At 72.4% G+C, this 20,195-nt stretch carries 14 protein-coding genes and 1 pseudogene; 8 read left to right on the top strand and 7 right to left on the bottom strand.

What is annotated here, in order from left to right:
- Positions 1-122: 122 nt before the first annotated feature.
- Complete coding sequence (locus AC07AW_RS01405) at positions 123-1,001, bottom strand: aldo/keto reductase (RefSeq protein ID WP_478813489.1); 879 nt, start codon at positions 999-1,001, stop codon at positions 123-125.
- Positions 1,001-1,897 (bottom strand): NAD-dependent epimerase/dehydratase family protein, encoded by an 897-nt coding sequence (locus AC07AW_RS01400; protein ID WP_478813488.1) that lies wholly within the window; start codon positions 1,895-1,897, stop codon positions 1,001-1,003. The genes AC07AW_RS01405 and AC07AW_RS01400 overlap by 1 nt, the downstream gene beginning before the upstream one ends.
- An 85-nt stretch (positions 1,898-1,982) precedes the next feature.
- Here AC07AW_RS01400 and AC07AW_RS01395 point away from each other — a divergent pair, with 85 nt between their 5' ends.
- The 4 genes and pseudogenes from AC07AW_RS01395 (at position 1,983) to AC07AW_RS01380 (ending at position 5,701) form a co-directional block, all read left to right on the top strand.
- Positions 1,983-2,507, top strand: coding sequence for an Lrp/AsnC family transcriptional regulator (locus tag AC07AW_RS01395; protein ID WP_478813487.1), 525 nt, complete (start codon positions 1,983-1,985; stop codon positions 2,505-2,507).
- A gap of 42 nt (positions 2,508-2,549) precedes the next feature.
- Positions 2,550-2,967 (top strand): annotated as a pseudogene (locus AC07AW_RS01390) (MerR family transcriptional regulator).
- A 5-nt stretch (positions 2,968-2,972) separates the two neighbouring features.
- Positions 2,973-3,311 (top strand): thioredoxin family protein, encoded by a 339-nt coding sequence (locus tag AC07AW_RS01385; RefSeq protein ID WP_478814365.1) that lies wholly within the window; start codon positions 2,973-2,975, stop codon positions 3,309-3,311.
- Positions 3,312-3,466: 155 nt separating this feature from the next.
- The gene (locus AC07AW_RS01380) at positions 3,467-5,701 is read left to right on the top strand and encodes a HelD family protein (RefSeq protein WP_478813486.1); all 2,235 of its coding nucleotides are present in this window, start codon (positions 3,467-3,469) and stop codon (positions 5,699-5,701) included.
- On the opposite strand, the gene glgB is transcribed toward AC07AW_RS01380, so the two are convergent.
- The 5 genes from glgB to AC07AW_RS01355 form a co-directional block, all read right to left on the bottom strand.
- Positions 5,688-7,919 (bottom strand): 1,4-alpha-glucan branching enzyme, encoded by a 2,232-nt coding sequence (gene glgB / locus AC07AW_RS01375; RefSeq protein ID WP_478813485.1) that lies wholly within the window; start codon positions 7,917-7,919, stop codon positions 5,688-5,690. The genes AC07AW_RS01380 and glgB overlap by 14 nt on opposite strands.
- Before the next feature lie 446 nt (positions 7,920-8,365).
- The gene (locus tag AC07AW_RS01370) at positions 8,366-9,703 is read right to left on the bottom strand and encodes a maltokinase N-terminal cap-like domain-containing protein (protein WP_478813484.1); all 1,338 of its coding nucleotides are present in this window, start codon (positions 9,701-9,703) and stop codon (positions 8,366-8,368) included.
- Positions 9,704-9,938: 235 nt separating this feature from the next.
- Positions 9,939-11,633, bottom strand: coding sequence for a maltose alpha-D-glucosyltransferase (treS, locus tag AC07AW_RS01365; RefSeq protein WP_478813483.1), 1,695 nt, complete (start codon positions 11,631-11,633; stop codon positions 9,939-9,941).
- The gene (locus tag AC07AW_RS01360; protein WP_478813482.1) at positions 11,630-13,615 is read right to left on the bottom strand and encodes an alpha-1,4-glucan--maltose-1-phosphate maltosyltransferase; all 1,986 of its coding nucleotides are present in this window, start codon (positions 13,613-13,615) and stop codon (positions 11,630-11,632) included. The genes treS and AC07AW_RS01360 overlap by 4 nt, the downstream gene beginning before the upstream one ends.
- Positions 13,616-13,942: 327 nt before the next feature.
- On the bottom strand, positions 13,943-14,884 hold the full coding sequence (locus tag AC07AW_RS01355) for an SDR family oxidoreductase (protein ID WP_478813481.1): 942 nt from the start codon (positions 14,882-14,884) through the stop codon (positions 13,943-13,945).
- A gap of 118 nt (positions 14,885-15,002) precedes the next feature.
- On the opposite strand from AC07AW_RS01355, the gene AC07AW_RS01350 reads away from it, so the two are divergent.
- The 4 genes from AC07AW_RS01350 to AC07AW_RS01335 all read left to right on the top strand — a co-directional run bounded on the left by AC07AW_RS01350 (position 15,003) and on the right by AC07AW_RS01335 (position 20,182).
- Entirely contained in the window at positions 15,003-15,986 is a 984-nt protein-coding gene (locus AC07AW_RS01350) for an AraC family transcriptional regulator (RefSeq protein WP_478813480.1), read from the top strand.
- Positions 15,987-16,126: 140 nt separating this feature from the next.
- The gene (locus AC07AW_RS01345; RefSeq protein ID WP_478813479.1) at positions 16,127-17,557 is read left to right on the top strand and encodes a 4-hydroxyphenylacetate 3-hydroxylase family protein; all 1,431 of its coding nucleotides are present in this window, start codon (positions 16,127-16,129) and stop codon (positions 17,555-17,557) included.
- A complete protein-coding gene (locus AC07AW_RS01340; RefSeq protein WP_478813478.1) occupies positions 17,554-19,020 on the top strand; it encodes an MFS transporter in 1,467 nt (488 codons plus the stop codon). Before AC07AW_RS01345 ends, AC07AW_RS01340 begins: the two co-directional genes overlap by 4 nt.
- 25 nt (positions 19,021-19,045) lie before the next feature.
- Positions 19,046-20,182, top strand: a complete 1,137-nt coding sequence (locus AC07AW_RS01335; protein WP_478813477.1) for a monodechloroaminopyrrolnitrin synthase PrnB family protein — start codon at positions 19,046-19,048, stop codon at positions 20,180-20,182.
- Positions 20,183-20,195 lie beyond the last annotated feature (13 nt).

The following is a 20,195-nucleotide window of genomic DNA, read 5'->3' as shown; positions in this document are numbered from 1 at the left end:
TAGGGCGCGGCCCACCTCCAGGGCGCGCGCTCCCCAGCTCCCTCAGTTCCCCAGCTCCCTCAGCTCCCTCAGCTCCCCCAGCTCCCTCAGTTCCCCCAGCTCCCTCAGCTCCCCCAGCTCCCTCAGTTCCCCAGCTCCGCCAGCTCCTCCCGCGAGAGCCGCAGATCCGCCGCCCCCGCCGAGTCCCGGACCGTCTCCGGGCGGCTCGCGCCCGGGATCGGGAGGACCGTGTCCGAGCGGGTCAGGAGCCAGGCCAGGGCCACCCGCTGCGGGCTGACCCCCCGGGCCCGCGCCACCCGGTGGAAGGCGCCGAACTCCGGGTCCTCCTCCAGGGCCGACGCCCCGTCCAGGGAGCTGCGCGAGATCCCGCCCAGCGGGCTCCACGGCAGGAAGGCGAGCCCCAGCTCCGCGCAGAGCCGCAGCTCCGCCTCGCTGTCCCGGACCGCCGGCGAGTAGCGGTTCTGCACGGCGACCAGACGGTCGCCGAGGATCTCGCGGGCCAGCCGGATCTGCCCGGCGTCCACGTTCGAGACGCCCGCCAGCCTCACCGTGCCCGCGTCCAGCAACTCCCGTACCGCTCCCAGCGATTCGGCGTACGGGACCGCCGGGTCCGGCTTGTGCAGCTGGTACAGGCCGATCGCGTCGCCGCCGAGCCGCCGCGCCGAGCCCTCCGCCGCCCGCCGCAGGTGCTCGGGCCGGCCGTCCACGGTCCAGTCGCCGTCGGCCGTCCGCCCCCGGCCGCCCTTCGTCGCCACGAGTACACCGTCCGTGCCGCCGCCGTACGAGGCGAGGGCCCGGGCCACGAGGAGTTCGCCCTCGCCCGGTGTGCCGCCCGGCGGGTGGTAGGAGTCGGCGGTGTCGAGGAGCGTCACCCCCGCTTCCAGCGCCGCGTGCACGGTGGCCACGGCCCGTGCCTCGTCCGGCCGGCCCTCGATGGAGAGCGGCATCGTGCCGAACCCGATCGCCCCGACCCGTACGTCCCCCAGCATCCGGTACCGCATCAGTGCTCCGCCCCCATCGTCTCGGCTACCGCCTTCGCCAGCCATTCGCCGGAATCCCTGAACGAGTAACCCAGGGAAACCGCGCGGGAGTTGTCCATCCCGTACGAGCGGGCGAAGGAGAACGGCGAGACCTCGCCGACCTCCACCTCCTGGAACACCGTCCGGCCGCCCACCAGCTTCTCGATCTCCGCGCAGATGTCGGCCGTGGTGAGCGGACCGTGGGAGTGCGCGTTCACCGGTCCGGTGAACTCCGCCCCGACCGCCCAGGCGAGGAACGCGGCGATCTCCTCCACGTACACATAGGTCGCCGGGTGGTTCACCACCGGCACCGCGATCGGCTCGCCCGCGCGGATCCGCCGCGCGTAGTGATCGAGCCGACCCGTGAAGTCGTCCGCGCCGCCCAGGACGTGCCCCACCCGCACCGAGGTCCACGCGAAGGGCGCGTCCGCCGCGAAGACCGCCTCGGCCTGCCGCTTGCCCTCCCCGTAGTGCGCGCCGAGGAACTCGGGGTCCTCCCAGGGCAGGCCCGTGTCGACGGTCACCGTGGCCGGGTCGAGGGCGGACTCGGCGACGGGTACGGCCGAGTCCTCGTACTCGTACACCTCCACCGTCGACGTCATGACATAGCGCCGGGTGCGCGTCGCGAACACGCGCCGGGCGATCTCCGCCTGGCGCGGGGTGTAGCAGACCTGGTCCACGACGACGTCGAAGGAGCGGCCCGCGAGCACGGATGCGAGTGCGTTCTCGTCGTCGCGGTCGGCGACCAGCTGCTCGATTCCCTCCGGGGCGGCGGAAGAACCCCGGTTGAGCACCGTGATCCGGTGCCCGGATTCCCGGAGGAGCGCGATCAGCCGCTTTCCGAAATAGCGGTTCCCGCCGATGACCAGAACGTCCATGGCTCCCCACTCCCCAACTTCCCGACTCCCTCTTGCTTTCGAGGACAAGTGTTACGTTGTGCGCTCGCCGATTGAAGGGGGAAACATGGGAGTGCAGGCCGTCCCGCCGAAGGAACCACGGCATTCGCGCGCCGCCACCGACGAAACCTCGGCGGCCGCTTTCGACCCCATCGACCGGCAGATCCTGGACCTCCTCCAGACCGACGGCCGCATCAAACTGAGCGAACTCGGCCGCCGCGTCCGGCTCAGCCCCGCGGCCGTGACCGAGCGCGTCCGCCGTCTGGAGGCGGGCGGGGCGGTCACCGGCTACGGCGCGCACGTCGCGCCGGCCGTGCTCGGCTACGGCATCCAGGCCTTCATCCGCGTGAACCCGCACGGCGGCTACAACCTGAAGCACCCCCGCACCCTGGAGCTGACCGCGCGCCCCGAGGTTCTTGAGGTCCACCACGTGGTCGGCGAGGACTGCTGGATCCTGAAGGTCGCCGTCACCGACACCATCCACCTGGAAGAGATCCTGGAGCAGACCTCGGCCCTCGGCCGGACCACGACCTCGATCGTGCTGTCCTCCCCGGTGGTCCGGAAGCCGCTCCTGCCGCCGGCCGCCCCCTGACTCCTTGCCTTGACGTCGGCGTCAAGGCCTACCGTCGGGGACATGCGCATCGGAGAGCTGGCCGAGCGGGCCGGGACGACCACGCGGACCCTGCGGTACTACGAGTCCCGCGGTCTGCTGACCGCCGGGCGTACGGAGCAGGGGTACCGCACGTACGACGAGGACGACCTGCGGCTGCTCCGGCAGATCAGGACCCTGCAGGACTTCGGGTTCGAGCTGGAGGAGACGCGGCCGTTCGTCGACTGCCTGCGCGCGGGGCATCCGGCGGGGGACTCCTGTCCCGCGTCGATCGCCGTCTACCGGCGGAAGCTCGCCGAACTGGACGGGCTCATCGAACAGCTCCAGGCGGTACGCGCCCAGGTGGGCGCCCAAGCTGCTGCGGGCCGAGGCGGAGCTGCCGCACGGCCCGGAGCCCCGGTGCGAACTCGGAGCGTTGACGGAGACGGAGACGGAGGGGTGACGGAGATGACGACGTACGCGGAGGGCGTGGCCGAGGTCACGGACGCGGACTTCGGCACGGAGGTGCTGGGCGCAGGGCTGCCGGTCCTGGTGAAGTTCACGGCGGAGTGGTGCGGGCCGTGCCGGCAGCTGAAGCCGGTGCTCGGCGCGATCGCCGTGGAGCAGGCGGAGCGGCTGCGGATCGTGGAGATCGACGTGGACCGCAACCCGGAGACCGCCCGGAGGTACGGAGTCCTCGCGGCCCCGACCCTCATGGTCTTCCGGGGAGGCGAGCCGGTGAAGTCGATCGTCGGTGCCCGCCCGAAGCGCCGCCTCCTGGCCGACCTGGAGGACGTACTGGCCTAGCGGGGGCCCGCCGCCGATACCGAGGCATACAGAAATACCCCGACTAGAATTGACAGTCGGGGTATTGCCTCGCGTATATTGATGGATTCCGTGTCCAGGCATACCGAAGACGCGGAGAAGTTCAATAAACGCACTGTATCGCGCCGGGAGTCGAATTGTCAACCGAGGAATTTCGGAATGAGCAGCAATTCATCACCGATCTCTACGCACGACTCGACGACCTCAGGGACCAGGCCGAAGCCGCCGTCGAGCAGGCGCTCCGCACCCCCGGGGTCGGCAGCAGCCAGGGCCGCCTCGAACGGGACGTGATGGTCGCCGAGCAGTCGGGGCTGCTCGCCGCGCTCAACGCCGGGGAGAGCGGGCTCTGCTTCGGCCGGCTCGTCTTCAAGGACGGCCGCGACCACCACATCGGCCGGCTCGGCATCCGCGAGGACGACCCGAACCGCACGCCGCTCGTCGTCGACTGGCGCGCCGAGATCGCCCGCCCCTTCTACCTCGCCACCGGCTACGAGCCGATGGGCCTCTCCCGCCGCCGCCACATCACCACCCAGGGCCGCGAGGTCGTCTCCCTCCACGACGAGGTCCTCGACCTCGCCGACGCCACCCGCACCGGCCACGAGAGCCGGAACGCCGACGAGGTGCTGCTCGCCGCGCTCGACGCCGCCCGCACCGGCCGCATGCACGACATCGTGCAGACCATCCAGGCCGAGCAGGACGCCATCATCCGCTCCCCGCACCGCGGGGTCCTCGTCGTCGAGGGCGGCCCCGGCACCGGCAAGACCGCCGTCGCCCTGCACCGGGCCGCCTACCTCCTGTACGCGCACCGCGAGCAGCTCGCCAAGCGGGCCGTCCTCATCGTCGGCCCCAACCCCGCCTTCCTCGGCTACATCGGCAACGTCCTGCCCTCCCTCGGCGAGACCGGCGTCCTCCTCGCCACCCCCGCCGAGCTCTTCCCCGGCGTCCGCGCCACCGGCACCGACAGCCCGCGCGCCGCCGCCGTGAAGGGCGCCGCCACCATGGCCGACGCCCTCTCCGCGGCCGTACGGGACCGGCAGCAGGTCCCCGAGCGAGGCGAGCCGCTGATCGTCCCGCACGAGGACGGCGACCTGGTCATCGACTGGGACATGGCCCTCGAAGCCCGCCACAAGGCCCGCGAGACCTTCCTCCCGCACAACCTCGCCCGGCCCTACTTCGTCTTCCGGATCCTCGACGCGCTCGCCGAACAGCTCGCCGACCGCATCGGCGCCGACCCCTACGGCGGCCCCAACTTCCTCGGCCCCGACGACATCGCCCTGCTCGCCAAGGGCGTCGCCGCCAACCCCGAGGTCCACGCCGCGATCGACACCCTCTGGCCGGCACTCACCCCGCAGGCCTTCCTCGCGGACTACCTCGCCGAACCCACCCACCTCACGGAGGACGACGCCGCCGCGATCCGGCGCGACGGGGGACCCTGGACCCCCGCCGACGTACCGCTGCTCGACGAGGCCGCCGAACTCCTCGGCGAGGACGACTCCGCCCTCCGCGCCGCCGAGGAGGCCGAACGCCAGAAGCAGATCCAGTACGCGCAGGGCGTCCTCGACGTCTCCTTCGCCTCCCGCACCTACGAGTTCGAGGACAAGGAGGAGCTCGACAAGGACGCCTCCGAGGTCCTCTCCGCCCACGACATCATCGACGCCGAACGCTTCGCCGAACGCCACGAGGAGGCCGACCACCGCACCGCCGCCGAGCGGGCCGCCGCCGACCGCACCTGGGCCTTCGGCCACATCATCGTCGACGAGGCCCAGGAGCTCTCCGCCATGGCCTGGCGGCTCCTCATGCGTCGCAGCCCCAGCCGCTCCATGACGCTCGTCGGCGACCCCGCCCAGACCGGCGACCCGGCCGGCGTCGGCGCCTGGCAGAGCATCCTCGGCCCGTACGTCGAGGACCGCTGGGACCACGTCCGCCTCGGCGTCAACTACCGCACCCCCGCCGAGATCATGGCCGTCGCCGCCGAGACCCGGCGGGCCGCCGAACCCGGCTTCGAACCGCCCCGCTCGGTCCGCTCCACCGGCGTCGAACCCTGGGACCGGACCGTCGACGACCCGGTCAAGGAGGCCGCCGACGCGGTCGCCGCCGAACTCCGCGAGGAGGGCCGGATCGCCGTCATCGCCCCGGCCGAGTTCCACCCCGGCCTGATCGCGGCGCTCCCCGAGGCCGCGTACGGCCCGAAGCCCGACCTCACCCGCCCGGTCGTCCTCCTCGACCCCCGGCAGGCGAAGGGCCTCGAATTCGACACGGTGTTGGTCGTCGACCCCGACGGCATCCGGGAGGGCGCCACGCACGGGATCAACGACCTGTACGTGGCGCTCACCCGGGCCACTCAGCGGATGGGCGTCATCAGGCCGGCCTGAGCCAGACCGTCGCGAGCGGCGGCAGGGTCATCCGTACGCTCGCCTCACGGCCGTGCCACGGCACCGACTCGGTCTTCACCGGGTCGGTGCCGACCACGTCCGAACCCCCGTACCGGGCCGCGTCCGTGTTCAGGACCTCCGCCCAGGCCGCGAACGCGTCGGGCACCCCGAGCCGGTAGTCGTGCCGCACCACCGGCGAGAAGTTGCAGACCGCGAGCAGCGGCGCACCGAAGCCGTCGAAGCGCAGGAACGCGAAGACGTTGTCCTCGGCCGCGTCCCCCACCACCCACTGGAACCCCTCGGGGGCGGTGTCCCGCTCCCAGAGCGAGGGCGTCCCCGTGTACACCGTGTTCAGGTCCCGGACGAGATCCCGCACCCCCCGGTGGTCCGCCTCCGCCCCGTACGCCGGATCGAGCAGCCACCAGTCCGGGCCGTGGTCCGCCGACCACTCCGCCCCCTGCGCGAACTCCTGCCCCATGTAGAGCAGCTGCTTGCCGGGGTGCGCCCACATGAAGCCCAGATAGGCGCGGTGGTTCGCCCGCTGCTGCCACCAGTCGCCCGGCATCTTCGACACCAGCGACCGCTTCCCGTGCACCACCTCGTCGTGCGAGATCGGCAGGATGTAGTTCTCGCTGTACGCGTACACCATCGAGAACGTCATCTCGTGGTGGTGGTACTTGCGGTGCACCGGCTCCTTCTGCACGTACTCCAGCGAGTCGTGCATCCAGCCCATGTTCCACTTCATGCCGAAACCCAGACCGCCGAAGCCGCCCGGACCCACCTGGTCCGTCGCCCGCGTCACCCCGTCCCAGGCGGTGGACTCCTCGGCGAAGGTGACGACACCGGGGCAGCGCCGGTAGACGGTGGCGTTCATCTCCTGCAGGAAGCGGACCGCGTCCAGGTTCTCCCGGCCCCCGAACTCGTTCGGCAGCCACTCGCCGTGCTCCCGCGAGTAGTCCAGGTAGAGCATCGACGCCACCGCGTCGACCCGCAGCCCGTCGATGTGGAACTCCTGGCACCAGTACACGGCGTTCGCGACGAGGAAGTTCCGCACCTCCTTGCGGCCGTAGTCGAACTCGAGGGTTCCCCAGTCGGGATGGTGCGAACGGCGCGGGTCCTCGTGCTCGTACAGCGGACGCCCGTCGAACTCCGCGAGCGCCCAGTCGTCCTTCGGGAAGTGCGCGGGCACCCAGTCCATCAGCACGCCGATCCCGGCCCGGTGCAGCGCGTCGACGAGGAACCGGAAGTCGTCGGGGGTGCCCATGCGGGCCGTCGGCGCGTAGAACCCGGTGACCTGGTAGCCCCAGGAGCCGCCGAAGGGGTGCTCGGTGACCGGCATGAACTCCACGTGCGTGAACCCGAGATCACGGACGTAGGCGGGCAGCTGCTCGGCCAGCTGCCGGTAGGTCAGCCCCGGCCGCCACGACGGCAGATGCACCTCGTAGACGGAGATCGGCGCCTCGTGCGGCGGGCGGGACCCGCGCCGCTCCATCCACTCCGCGTCGTCCCACGTGTAGTGCGAGGCCGTGACGATCGACGCCGTGTTCGGCGGGCACTCCGTACGGCGGGCCATCGGGTCCGCGCGGACCGTGTGCGAACCGTCGGGCCGCGTGATGTCGTACTTGTAGACGGCGCCCTCGCCGACCCCCGGCACGAACAGCTCCCACACGCCCGTCGAACCGAGTGACCGCATCGGCAGCGCCGTGCCGTCCCAGTGCGTGAAGTCACCCGTGACCCGCACCCCGCGCGCGTTCGGCGCCCACACGGCGAAACGGGTGCCGGTGACACCCTCGTGGGTCATCGGGTGGGAGCCGAGCGCCGTCCACAGCTCCTCGTGCCGGCCCTCGCCGATGAGATGCAGGTCGAGCTCGCCGAGGGACGGGAGGAAGCGGTACGGGTCGTGGACGGGCATCTCGTCCCCGTCGTACCGGACCCGGAGCTCGTACGCCGGCACCTTCCGCAGCAGCGGGACGAACACCGAGAAGAGGCCGTCTCCCTCGTCGTCCATCGGGAGCCGCTTGCCCTTCGTCAGGACGGCGACCTCCTTGGCCCAGGGGCGGAGCGCCCTGATGACGACCCCGCCCTTGACCGGATGCGCACCGAGCACGCCGTGCGGGTCATGGTGCTCCCCGGCGAGCAGCCGGGCCCGGTCGCCGGGATCGAGCGCCGGCGCCTTCCGCACGGAGCGGGACGTCTTGCCTGCGGGACGGGGGGTCACGGGGGTGCCTCCTGAGGACAGGGGAAGGGGGTACGGGTACGGAACGGTGGTGCGGTGACGGGGGACACTCGGCCGAACGGGGCGCGTCGGGCTGCCGCAGGCGGGACGCGGTGCGGGCCGTCCCCCGACTGCGCCGAACGGGTCGGGGCCCGCGCCCGCGTGGGCGGCGCCCCTGCCCACCCCCGTGTGGGCAATCGTCCCGCTGGGGCGGGACGGGTGGGCACACGGGACGGCGCCTTCTGCGGGCGCCTCCGCGTTCCGAGCCTGGACCCGCACCACAAGCGACGGTGCACACGGGGTGCGGGTCCAGGCTCGGAAGCCTCTGGCGCCGGCAGGGCGCGGGTCCGTTGTGCCCACCCGTTCCGCCCCAGCGGAACGACTGCCCACAACGGCGGGGCGCGGGCCCGCAACGGGGGGCGGGCGGGGGCGCCGCACGCGCCGGAGGCTCATGGGGTTGCGAGGCGTTCGATGGCGGACATCGGGACCGGGAGCCAGTCCGGTCGGTGCCGGGCCTCGTACACGACCTCGTACACCGCCTTGTCCGTCTCGTAGGCCCGGAGCAGCGCCGGGTCCGCCCGCGGGTCCACCCCCGCCGCCTCCGCGTAGCCCGTGCAGTACGCCGCCCGGCACCGCGCCGCCCAGTCCGCGTTCCAGGGCCGGTGCGTGCGGGCCGCGTAGTCGAAGGAGCGGAGCATGCCGGCGACGTCGCGGACGGCCGGCTGCGGGCTGCGCCGTTCGTCCAGCGGCTTCGCCGGTTCGCCCTCGAAGTCGATGACGGCCCAGCCGCCGTCGGAGCCCCGCAGGGTCTGCCCGAGGTGGAGGTCGCCGTGGATGCGCTGCACCGCCGCCCCACCGCTCGCCGCGGCGAACACGGCCCGTAGGCCCGGTACGTACGGGAGCAGGGCCGGCACGGCCTGCGCCGCCGCGTGCAGCCGCCGGTCCATCGCGGCGGCCAGCTGTTCGGTCTCCGCGCGGGCGAGTCGACGGGTGGGGAGCGCCTCGGCGAGAGCCAGGTGCACCTCCGCCGTGGCCCGGCCGAGAGCGCGCGCCTCCGTCGTGAACTCCCGCCCGTCGGCGAGGGCGTCGAGGGCGAGCCGCCAGCCGTCCCGGGAGTCCCGCAGGTAGGGCTGGAGGACGCCGAGGGTGGAGGCTCCCGATTCGAACCAGGCGACCGGGGCGGGGACGCGTGCGCAGCCGGCCCGGCTCAGGGCCAGCGGCAGCTCCAGGTCCGGGTTGGCGCCCGGGCTGACCCTCCGGAAGATCTTCAGGATGAACGAATCTCCGTAGACGAGGGACGAGTTGGACTGTTCCGCGTCCAGCATGCGGGGGGCCAGGGCCGGGGGCAGGGCCGTCGTGGCGTGGAAGCGCAGCGGGCCGGTGCGGCCCGGGGTGCGCAGCCGCTCGTACAGGAGCCCCGCCAGGCGTGGGTCGCGCAGGCCCTCGTACACCGCCCGTCCGGCGAGCGGGCCCTGCCGGATCCGGCCGATCAGGGCGGGGCCGAGGCGGGGCGGGAGCTGGGTCCGTACGCCCAGGAGGAGTTGGTAGCAGTCGGCGGGTGTTCCGGCCGGGCGTCCCGGCTGTTCGACCCGTACGAGGAGATGGAGGAGGCCGGGTCCCGCGCCGTCCAGGGGCAGCAGCTCGGTGGCCGCGTCCAGCGTGAATCCGGTGACCCGGCGGCCCTTGCCCGCGAACCAGCGCTGCCGTGGCAGCCATTCGTGGAGCAGGGGCGCGAGGGACGGAAGGAGGGCGTCCGGGGCCCGGGTGGTGGATGCGGTCTCCGGCATGGCATCGCGTCCTTTCCCCGGGGCGCGCAAGTGGCTTTCGTATGCGTTCAAATGCGCAGAGTGTCCCGGATGGCGGCTGTGACTGTCCGGATGTGCGGGACGTGTCGGAAAGGGAAGATCCGTATGGGCCCGGCAAGAAGGCCCGGATGGACCTGAATCGTGGCGTGGATCGTGTGTCGTTCACAGTGCCCAGAGTGGGACGGGGGAAACCGTCCCACCTGGAACTGGCCGCTGCTCAGGCCTTCTTGAGACGGAACCAGTAGAAGCCGTGTCCCGCAAGGGTCAGGAGGTAGGGCAGCTGTCCGATCGCCGGGAACTTCACCCCGCCGATCAGCTCCACGGGGTGCGTGCCGTCGAAGCGCCGCAGGTCGAGCTCGGTGGGCTGGGCGTGCCGCGAGAAGTTGTTCACGCAGAGCACCAGATCGTCGCCGTCCTCCCGCAGGAAGGCGAGCACCGCCGGGTTGGACGCCGGGAGTTCCGTGTACGTCCCCGTCCCGAAGGCCCGGTTCTGCTTTCGGATCTCGATCATCCGCTTCGTCCAGTGGAGGAGCGAGGACGGCGAGGCCATGCCCGCCTCGACGTTGGTCACCTGGTAGCCGTGGACCGGGTCCATGATGGCCGGCAGGTAGAGCCGTCCCGGGTCGCAGGAGGAGAAGCCGGCGTTCCGGTCGGGGGTCCACTGCATCGGGGTCCGCACCCCGTCCCGGTCACCGAGCCAGATGTTGTCGCCCATGCCGATCTCGTCGCCGTAGTAGAGCACCGGCGAACCGGGCAGCGAGAAGAGCAGGGCGGTGAACAGCTCCATCTGCTTGCGGTCGTTGTCGAGGAGCGGGGCGAGCCGCCGCCGGATGCCGATGTTGGCCCGCATGCGCGGGTCCTTGGCGTACTCGGCGTACATGTAGTCGCGCTCTTCGTCCGTGACCATCTCGAGGGTGAGCTCGTCGTGGTTGCGCAGGAAGATGCCCCACTGGCAGCCGGAGGGGATCTCCGGGGTCTTCGCCAGGATTTCCGAGACCGGGTAGCGGGACTCGCGCCGCACGGCCATGAAGATGCGCGGCATGACCGGGAAGTGGAAGGCCATGTGGCACTCGTCGCCGCCCGAGCGGAAGTCGCCGAAGTAGTCGACGACGTCCTCCGGCCACTGGTTGGCCTCGGCGAGGAGCACCGTGTCCGGGTAGTGGTCGTCGATCTCCTTGCGGACCTGCTTGAGGAAGCCGTGGGTGGCGGGGAGGTTCTCGCAGTTGGTGCCCTCCTGCTGGTACAGGTACGGCACCGCGTCGAGGCGGAAGCCGTCGATCCCCAGGTCCAGCCAGAACTTCAGCGCGGAGAGGATCTCCTCCTGCACCGCCGGGTTCTCGTAGTTGAGGTCCGGCTGGTGCGAGAAGAAGCGGTGCCAGTAGTACTGCTTGCGGACCGGGTCGAAGGTCCAGTTCGAGGACTCGGTGTCGACGAAGATGATCCGGGCGTCCGCGTACTGCTTGTCGTCGTCCGCCCAGACGTAGTAGTCCCCGTAGGGGCCGTCCGGGTCGCGCCGCGACTCCTGGAACCACGGGTGCTGGTCGCTGGTGTGGTTCATGACGAAGTCGATGACCACGCGCATGCCGCGCTGGTGGGCGGCGTCGACGAACTCGACGAAGTCGGCGAGGTCGCCGAACTCGGGGAGCACCGAGGTGTAGTCGGCGACGTCGTAGCCCCCGTCCCGCAGCGGGGACTTGAAGAACGGTGGCAGCCAGAGGCAGTCGACGCCCAGCCACTGGAGGTAGTCCAGCTTGGACGTGATGCCCTTCAGGTCGCCGACGCCGTCGCCGTTGCTGTCCTGGAAGGAGCGGACGAGGACCTCGTAGAACACCGCCCGCTTGAACCAGTCGGGATCGCGGTCCTTGGCGGGGGTGTCCTCGAAGGTGTCGGGGACGGGCTCGTTGACAGTCATGATGTGGGTGACCCTCCGGTCTGCGGGGACGGTCGCAGGGCGAGTACGTGCGCGGGCGTGACGCCCGGTTCCAAGCGCACGTATGCGGCCCTGCCCCAGTGATAGGTCTCGCCGGTGAGCTCGTCGCGCACCGGCACGGTCTCGTGCCAGTCGAGGCCGAGTTCCGGCATGTTCAACGAGAGTGAAGCCTCCTGGGTGTGGTGCGGGTCGAGGTTGACGACCACCAGAACGATGTTCGAACCCGAGCGCTTCGAGTACGCGATCACCTGCGCGTTGTCGGTGTCGTGGAAGGTCAGGTTCCGCAGCCGGCGGAGGGCCGGGTGGCGGCGCCTGATCCGGTTCAGGGCGGTGATGAGCGGGGTGATCGTCGTCCCCGCCCGCTCCGCCGACTCCCAGTCCCGCGGCCTGAGTTCGTACTTCTCCGAGTCGAGGTACTCCTCGCTGCCGTCCCGCAGCGGGGTGTTCTCGCACAGCTCGTACCCGGCGTACATGCCCCAGGACGGCGAGAGCGTGGCCGCGAGCACCGCCCGCGCCTCGAACGCGTGCCGGCCGCCCTCCTGGAGGTAGGCGTGCAGGATGTCGGGGGTGTTCACGAAGAAGTTCGGCCGCATCTGCGCGGCCGTCTCCCCGGACAGCTCGGTGAGGTACTCCGTCAGCTCCTCCTTGGTGTTGCGCCAGGTGAAGTACGTGTACGACTGCTGGAAGCCGATCGCGCCGAGCGTCCGCATCATCGCCGGCCGGGTGAACGCCTCCGCCAGGAAGATCACGTCCGGGTCGGCCCGGTTGATCTCGCCGATCACCCGCTCCCAGAACACCACCGGCTTGGTGTGCGGGTTGTCGACGCGGAAGATCCGGATGCCGTGGTCCATCCAGAACCGCAGCACCCGCACGGTCTCCGCGACGATCCCGTCCATGTCCTTGTCGAACGCGATCGGATAGATGTCCTGGTACTTCTTCGGCGGGTTCTCCGCGTACGCGATCGAACCGTCCGGCCGGTGGTGGAACCACTCCGGGTGCTTCTCCACCCACGGGTGGTCCGGGGAGCACTGGAGCGCGAAGTCCAGGGCGATCTCCAGACGCAGCTCCCTGGCCCGCGCCACGAACGCGTCGAAGTCCTCGAACGTGCCGAGGTCCGGGTGGAGCGCGTCGTGCCCGCCCTCCGGCGAGCCGATCGCCCACGGCACCCCGACGTCGCTCGGCGACGCCGACAGGGAGTTGTTGGGGCCCTTGCGGTGGGTCTCGCCGATCGGGTGCACCGGCGGCAGGTAGACGACGTCGAAACCCATCGCGGCGACCGCCGGGAGCCGTTCGGCCGCGGTGCGGAAGTTCCCCGGGACCGTACGCCCCTTCACCTTCCGCACGCCCTCCGAGCGCGGGAAGAACTCGTACCAGGAGCCGAACAGGGCCCGCTCCCGCTCCACCTGCAGCGGCAACGTGGCCGAGGCGGAGAGCAGTTCGCGCAGCGGGTGGCGGTCCAGGGCGTCGACGACCTGCGGGGCGAGCGCCGCCGCGAGCCGCACGGCCGCCGGGCGGGACCCGTCCCGCAGCGTGTCCGCCGCCGCGAGCACGGCCTCCCGGCCGCCGCCCTTCTTCGGGACGCCCTTCGCGGCCCGCTCGTGCAGCTCGGCGCCCTCGGCGAGGACCAGTTCGGAGTCGATCCCGGCCGGGATCTTGATCCTCGCCGTGTGGCGCCAGGTGGCCACCGGGTCGCTCCAGGCCTCCACGGTGTACGTCCAGAGGCCCTCGGCGTCCGGGGTGACCTCGGCACCCCAACGGTCGGTGCCCGGGGCCAGTTCACGCATCGGGGTCCAGGGGCCGGGGCGGCCCGAAGGGCCGCGCAGCACGACATTGGCGGCGACCGCGTCGTGGCCCTCGCGGAAGACGGTCGCCGTCACCTCGAAGGACTCTCCGGCCACCGCTTTCGCGGGGCGCCGGCCGCATTCGACCAGCGGGCGGACGTCCAGTACGGGAATGCGTCCCATGAGCGGATTCACAGCATCACCTGACGGGTTACGGGGGTGCGGGTGGTGGTGCGCTCTTTCTAGCTCCGTCGACGGCCGGCGGGTTGCGGGCATGACGGCTCCTGTCCGCGTTCACTCGAATGGCGGGTCCACAGGGATGAACTGGGATGAACGGGAGGGTCGGAGGAGACGGGTTCGGGGGTGTACCGCAGGAGCCTTCCCACGGTTCTCGGGTGGGCAATCCGGCGCTTTGTTAACTACTCGGGCGTAGGCATATCGGCAAGCGCACGAGCCGGACAAGAAAGAAGCCCCGCCTTTGTGGGGCGGGGCTCGATCCGTGGTCCGGCGTCAGAGGCGCGGCGAGGTGTCCGGGCTCTCCGCGTCCGTCGCCCACACCTGCCAGGGCTGGCGGGCCACCCACTCCTCCACCGGGGCCGGTTCAAGACCGAGGACCTCCGACGACACCCCGTCGTCGTCCGTCATCAGGAGCGGATCCGCGCCGCTCGCCATGTAGTGGTAGATCCCCGCCACCCCGGCCGCCGTCTCCGGGCCGAGCAGCTGCGCCAGGCCCCGCTCGAACACGGCCGGATCCAGCTCCTCGTACCGCACCGCCCGGCCGAGCCCCCGGCCGAACGCCGCCGCCAGCTCGCGGCCCGTCAGGGCGCGCTCGCCGCCGATGTCGAAGGTCCGGCCCTCCAGGCCCTCCCGGGTGAGCGCCGCGAGCGCCGCCTCCGCCAGGCCCCGGTGCGACAGCCACGCCGTCCGCGCCGACTCCGGCAGGGGGTAGGCGAGGACGCCCTCGTCGACCAGCGCCGGCCCGTTCCACGGCGAGAACAGGTTGTCCAGGTACACCGGCGGCCGGACCACCACGAGCGGTACCCCGCTGTCCCGCAGCACCCGCTCCGCGAGCCGCCGCGTCTCGAAGGCGGCGACGTCCGTCGGGCCCAGCGGGAGCCGGGTGTTGGCGTTGAACACCAGGCGTTCCGTGCCTGCCGCCAGGGCGGCCTCCGCGATGTTCCGCGCGTACGCCTCCACCCGCGTCTCGTCGTACACCAGAGGCATCGTCACGAACGCGTGCGTCGTCCCCGCGAAGAGCCGCCGCACATCGCCCGGGACCCCCAGGTCCCCGGAGAGGAAGAAGGCCCCGGGGAGCGGCGGCCGGTCCGCCTCGGGGCGCCGGGTCAGGGTCCGCACCCGGTGGTGGCGCTCGGCGAGGAGGCGGGCCACCGCGCCGCCCTGGAAGCCGGTCGCGCCCACGACCGCCACCCGCATCGGAATCTCACTGTCCATGTGTGTCCAAGGCCCTTCGATAGGCTGTCACCGCTGCCGTGTCGGCGTCCCTCCAGGCTCCCCGCGGCGGCTTCGGCCGTTCAATTAACAAACCGGGGCGGAAGTTGAAGGATCGTCCATGGAAACCGTGGGAACCGACCGTCACGACCAGCGCGACCCCCTCGATCCTCCCGGTGAGGGCGAGCACGAGGACCTGCTGAGCGAACTCCTCAAACCCCTCCGGCTCACCGGGGTCTTCGACAGCCGCTGGCACGTCCGCGCCCCCTGGGCCATCGAGGGCGACGCCGAACGCAGCTGCGCCGTCCTCCACTACGTCGTCGAGGGCGGCTGCTGGATCACCGCCGACGACGAGACCCCCGTCGAACTCCACGCCGGCGACCTCGTCGTCTTCCCCACCGGCGCCGCCCACCGCCTCTCCGACCGGCCCGAACGCCAGGGCGTCCCGCTCAAGGCGGTCCTGCCGGAACGGCAGCCGGGCACCTCCGGCGAGATCGTCATCGAGGGCAGCGGTCCGGAGAGCCGCCTCCTGTGCGCCGGACTCCACTACGACGCCAGCGCCGCCACCGGCCTCTACACCTCCCTGCCCTGGGCCCTCGTCCTCGACGGCCGCCAGGTGGACCGCGAACCCCTGCTCCGCGACACCCTCCGGCTGCTCGCCGCGCCCGACCGGCCCGTCGGCCCCGGCGACCGGCTCATCACCCTGCGCGCCTTCGAGATGGCGCTCGTCCTCGCGCTCCGCCCGCTGCTCCGCGAGCTCGCCGGGAACCCGGCCTCGCTGCCGCTGCTCGGCCACCCCGGCATCAGCCGGGCCGTCGTCACGATGGCGACCCGGTTCGCCGAACCGTGGACCATCGACTCCCTCGCCCGCGAGGTCGGCATGTCCCGCTCCTCGTTCACCGCCGCCTTCCGGGACCTCGTGGGCGACTCCCCGGCCCGGTACCTCGCCGCCCGCCGGATGCAGGAGGCCGGCCGGCTCCTCACCGAGACCTCCCTGCCGCAGTCGGCCCTGCCCGCCCGCGTCGGCTACCGCAGCGCCGTCGGCTTCCACCTCGCCTTCCGCAAGTGGTTCGGGGTGACCCCGGGCGAGTACCGGGCCGCGTAGCGACCTCCGACCTGACATCTTCGGGAGCCCCTGGACGGTTCTTAAGGACCCCTGGACGGACGTTCATTGTCCGTCCGGGGCGCCCCCGGACAGGCTCGGGACCGGCAGAGCCGTGACACCCGAGGAGAGGCGAGACACCGGTGACGAGGTCCGGGCAGGAGTATCTGGAGGGACTGCGCGACGGGCGCGAGATCTGGCTCGACGGCGAGCGGGTCAAGGACGTCACCGCCCACCCCGCCTTCCGGTCCACCGCCGCCTCCTTCGCCGGCCTGTACGACCTCGCCGACGACCCCGTGCACCACCCCGTCCTCGTCCAGGGCGGCGTCCGCCGCGCCTGCGCCGTGCCCCGCTCGTACGAGGACCTCGTCGCCCGCCGCCGTGCCTTCCGCACCACGGCCGAGGCGAGCTACGGCTTCCTCGGCCGCACCCCCGACCACATGGCCGCCGGCGCGGCCGGATTCGCCGCCGCACCCGCCGTCTTCACCGGGGAGACCTTCGACGGCGCCGAGCACGCCCTCGCCTTCCACCGGCGGCTCGCCGAGGGCGACCTGCACACCGCGTTCACCCTCACCAACCCGGCCTCGGGCCCCGGCGCGGACGACCTCACGCTGCGGGTCGTCGGAGAACGCGACGGCGGGATCGTCGTCCGCGGCGCCAAGACGATCGGCACCGGCGCGGTCTTCGCCGACGAGCTCCTCGTCGGCACCATCGAGCCGCTCGCCGCCGACGACACCGAGCACGCCGTCACCTTCTCCGTACGGCTCGACACCCCCGGCCTCAAGCTGATCTCCCGCACCTCCTACGAGGAACGCGCCCGGTCCGTCTTCGACCACCCGCTGTCCTCCCGGTACGACGAGAACGACGCGATGCTCGTCTGCGAGGACGTCCTCGTGCCCTGGGACCGCGTCCTCACCTACCGGGACCCGGCCACCACCGGCGCGATCTGGTGGCAGACCCCCGCCTACCTGAACTTCGCCCACCAGTCCGCCACCCGCTTCTGGACCAAGCTGGAGTTCCTCACCGGCCTCGCGATCCTGCTCACCCGCTCGAACGGCACCGAGAAACTGCCGCCCGTCACCCAGGCGATCGGTCGGCTCCTCGGCATGGTCGCCCAGGCCAAGGCCTTCGTCCTCGCCGCCGAGGCCTCGTACGAGGAGGTCGACGGCGGGCGCGGCGGCGTCCGCCCCGGGCAGGAGATCTCCTTCGCCCAGCGGATCATGGCCGGCGAGCTCTACCCGCGCGCCGTCCAGGACATCAAGCTCCTCGCCGGCGGCGCCCTCGTCCAGCTCCCCGCGAGCGGCCGCGACCTCCTCCACCCCGAACTCGGTCCGCTGGTCCGCCGCCACTTCGCGACGCCCGGCCACCCCGCCGAGGACCGCGTGAAACTCCTCAAACTCGCCTGGGACGCCCTCGGATCGGAGTTCGCCGGCCGCCACGAGCAGTACGAGCGCTTCTACCAGGGCGCCCCGCACGTCTACCTGACGATGCAGACCTGGGCCGGCGCGGCGGGGGAGTGCGAGAGCCTCGCCCAGGCCTGCCTCGACGGCTACGGTCTGGGGACCACCCGGTGACGGCACCACCACCGGGCCCCCGGCGCGGGGCGCTCGTCCTGCTCGCCTCCACCCAGCTGCTGCTGATCACGGACACCGCGATCGTCAACGTCGCGCTGCCCTCCGTCGGCGAGGACCTCGGCTCCGGCTCCACCGGCCTGTCCTGGATCGCCAACGCCTACCTCATCACCTTCGGCGGACTGCTCCTCCTCGGCGGACGCGTCGCCGACCTCCTCGGCCACCGGCGGGTCTTCCTCGGCGGCCTCGGCCTGCTCGCCGTCGCCTCCGCCGCCGGTGGTCTCGCCCCCGGTGCCGACGCCCTCGTCGCGGCCCGCGCCGCCCAGGGCGTCGGCGCCGCCCTCGCCGCGGCCGCCGCCTTCGCCCTGCTGCTCCTGCTCTTCCCCGACGGGCCCGCCCGGCACAAGGCCCTCGGCGTGTTCGCCGCCATGGGCGGTCTCGGCGGCGTCCTCGGCACGGTCCTCGGCGGTGTCCTCACCGATCTGCTCGGCTGGCGCGCCACGTTCTGGCTGAACGTCCTCCTCGCCGCCGTACTCGCCGCGGGCGCCGTCCGGATCCTCGCTCCCCGCTCGGGAGCGGCCTTCCGCGGCGGCTTCGACGTCACCGGGGCGCTCACCGCCACCGCCGGACTCGGCCTCGTCGCCTACGCCCTCGTCGGCGGCGCCGAAGCGGGATGGCTCTCCGCCCGCACCCTCGGCGCCGGAGGAGCCGGCCTGGCGCTGCTGCTCGCCTTCGCCGCCGTCGAGACCCGGGCCGCCGCCCCGCTCGTGCCGCCCGCCGTCCTCGCCCGGCCCGCGCTCCGTCCGGCCAACGTCCTCGCGGCGCTCGCCCAGACCACGCTGTTCCCGATGTTCTTCCTGGTCAGCCTCTACCTCCAGAGCGTCCTCGGGTACGCGCCCCTCGGCGGCGGCCTCGGACTTCTGCCGCTCTCCCTCGTCGTCGTCGCGGTCGCCCCGCAGACCGGCCGGATCATCTTCCGCCTCGGCCTGCACCGGACCATGACCCTCGGCTTCGTCCTGCTGTGCGCCGGAACCCTCTGGCTGGCCCTCGCGCTCACCGCCGACGGCACCTTCGCGAGCACCGTCCTCGCCCCCAGCCTCCTCCTCGGCGCCGCCCTGCCGCTCGTCATGGTCACCACCAACGTGGCCGCCACCGCCGAGGCCACGCCCGAGGAGACCGGACTCGCCTCCGGACTCGTCAACACCAGCCAGCAGTTCGGCTCCGTCCTCGGCCTCGCCGTCCTGGTCGCCGTCGCCACCACCCGTACGGGAGACACCGGCCGCACCGGGGACACCGCCCGCACCGGGGCCGCCGACACCGCCCGGGCCGCCGCCGAGACCGCCGGCTTCCGCGCCGCCCTGCTCACCGGCGCCGCCTTCGCCGCCCTGGCCGCGCTGCTCTCCGTACGCCTCCACCTCCCGCGGCGGGCCGCGGCACCGGAGGACCGGGTGCCGGACCCGTACTGACCGGGCCGCGACGCCCATGACGCCCATGACCCGCCCCTGGAAGAAGGAGCCCGTTTTGCTCGGCGACCCGCGTCACACGACCGAGGACATACGCGCCGCCGACCCGCTGGGCGCCGACGCCCTGCTCGCCGCGGTGCCCGGGATGAACGCACGGGCCGACACGGCCGCCCTGACCGTCGCCCTCCGCGCTCTGGTCCCCGACCTCGACGAGGCGGCGCAGTGGAGCGCCGGCGGCGCGCTCGCCGCGATGCGGGACCTCGGCATCCTCCTCGGCTCCCTCAAACGGCACGGCGTACAGCCGCTCGCCGCCGTGCCCGAGGCGCTGGCCGTCCTCGAACTCCTCGGCCGCCGCACCGACATGATCCCCCGGGACACCGTCCACCACTACACGACCTGGAACCCGACGGGCGCCCGCCGCCGCACCTACACCGGCGACCCCACCGAGGCCCGCCTCCAGGACGCCGTACGGATGGTCTTCCCCGGACTCGTTGCGGCCCTCGACGACTGCGCCCGGCTCGCCCGCCTCGAACCGTACGACCCCGGATTCCCGGCCGCCCTCGACCGCATCGCCCACCTCGTACGCGCCATGGTGGAGTCCATCGACCTCACCGTCGCCCAGGTCCCGCCCGCGTACTTCGCCCTCACCCTCCGCCCGTACTTCGAGGAGATCGAGATCGCCGGCCGCGACTACCTCGGCCCGGCCGCCGCACAGGTCCCGCTCTGGCTGATCGACCTGACGCTGTGGCAGTGCGACCGCTCCGACGCCGCCTACGACGCCTTCCTCGCCGAGTCCCTGCCGTACGCCCTGCCGTCCTGGCGCGCCTTCCACGCCCGCCACCGGGGCGGCGTCTCCGCCGTCAGCAAACTGTCGGCGGCCGTCAGCTGGGAGGGCGCCGACCGGCTGCCGCCCGCGCTCACCGCCTCCGCGGAGGCCCTCGGCCGCGTCCTGCGGATCCTGAAGACCTTCCGGGCCCGGCACATCGGCATCGCCCGCAAGGCGTACAGCGACGACCTCCGCCTGTACGAGGAGGGCAGCGGCGGGGCCCCCGTCGCGCTGCTGCGCTCGATCCTGGACCTGACCAGGGAGAACGAGACCATGGTGCGCCGCGCGACCGCGCAGCGCCGTCCCGCCGGGGCCCCCGTCGGCCCGCCGGCCGCGTAGGACACGCCCCATC

The sequence above is a fragment of the Streptomyces sp. NPDC044003 genome (assembly GCF_056435185.1).
The sequence above is the reverse complement of the archived record's forward strand: the minus strand, read 5'-3'. Positions and strand labels throughout refer to the sequence as shown.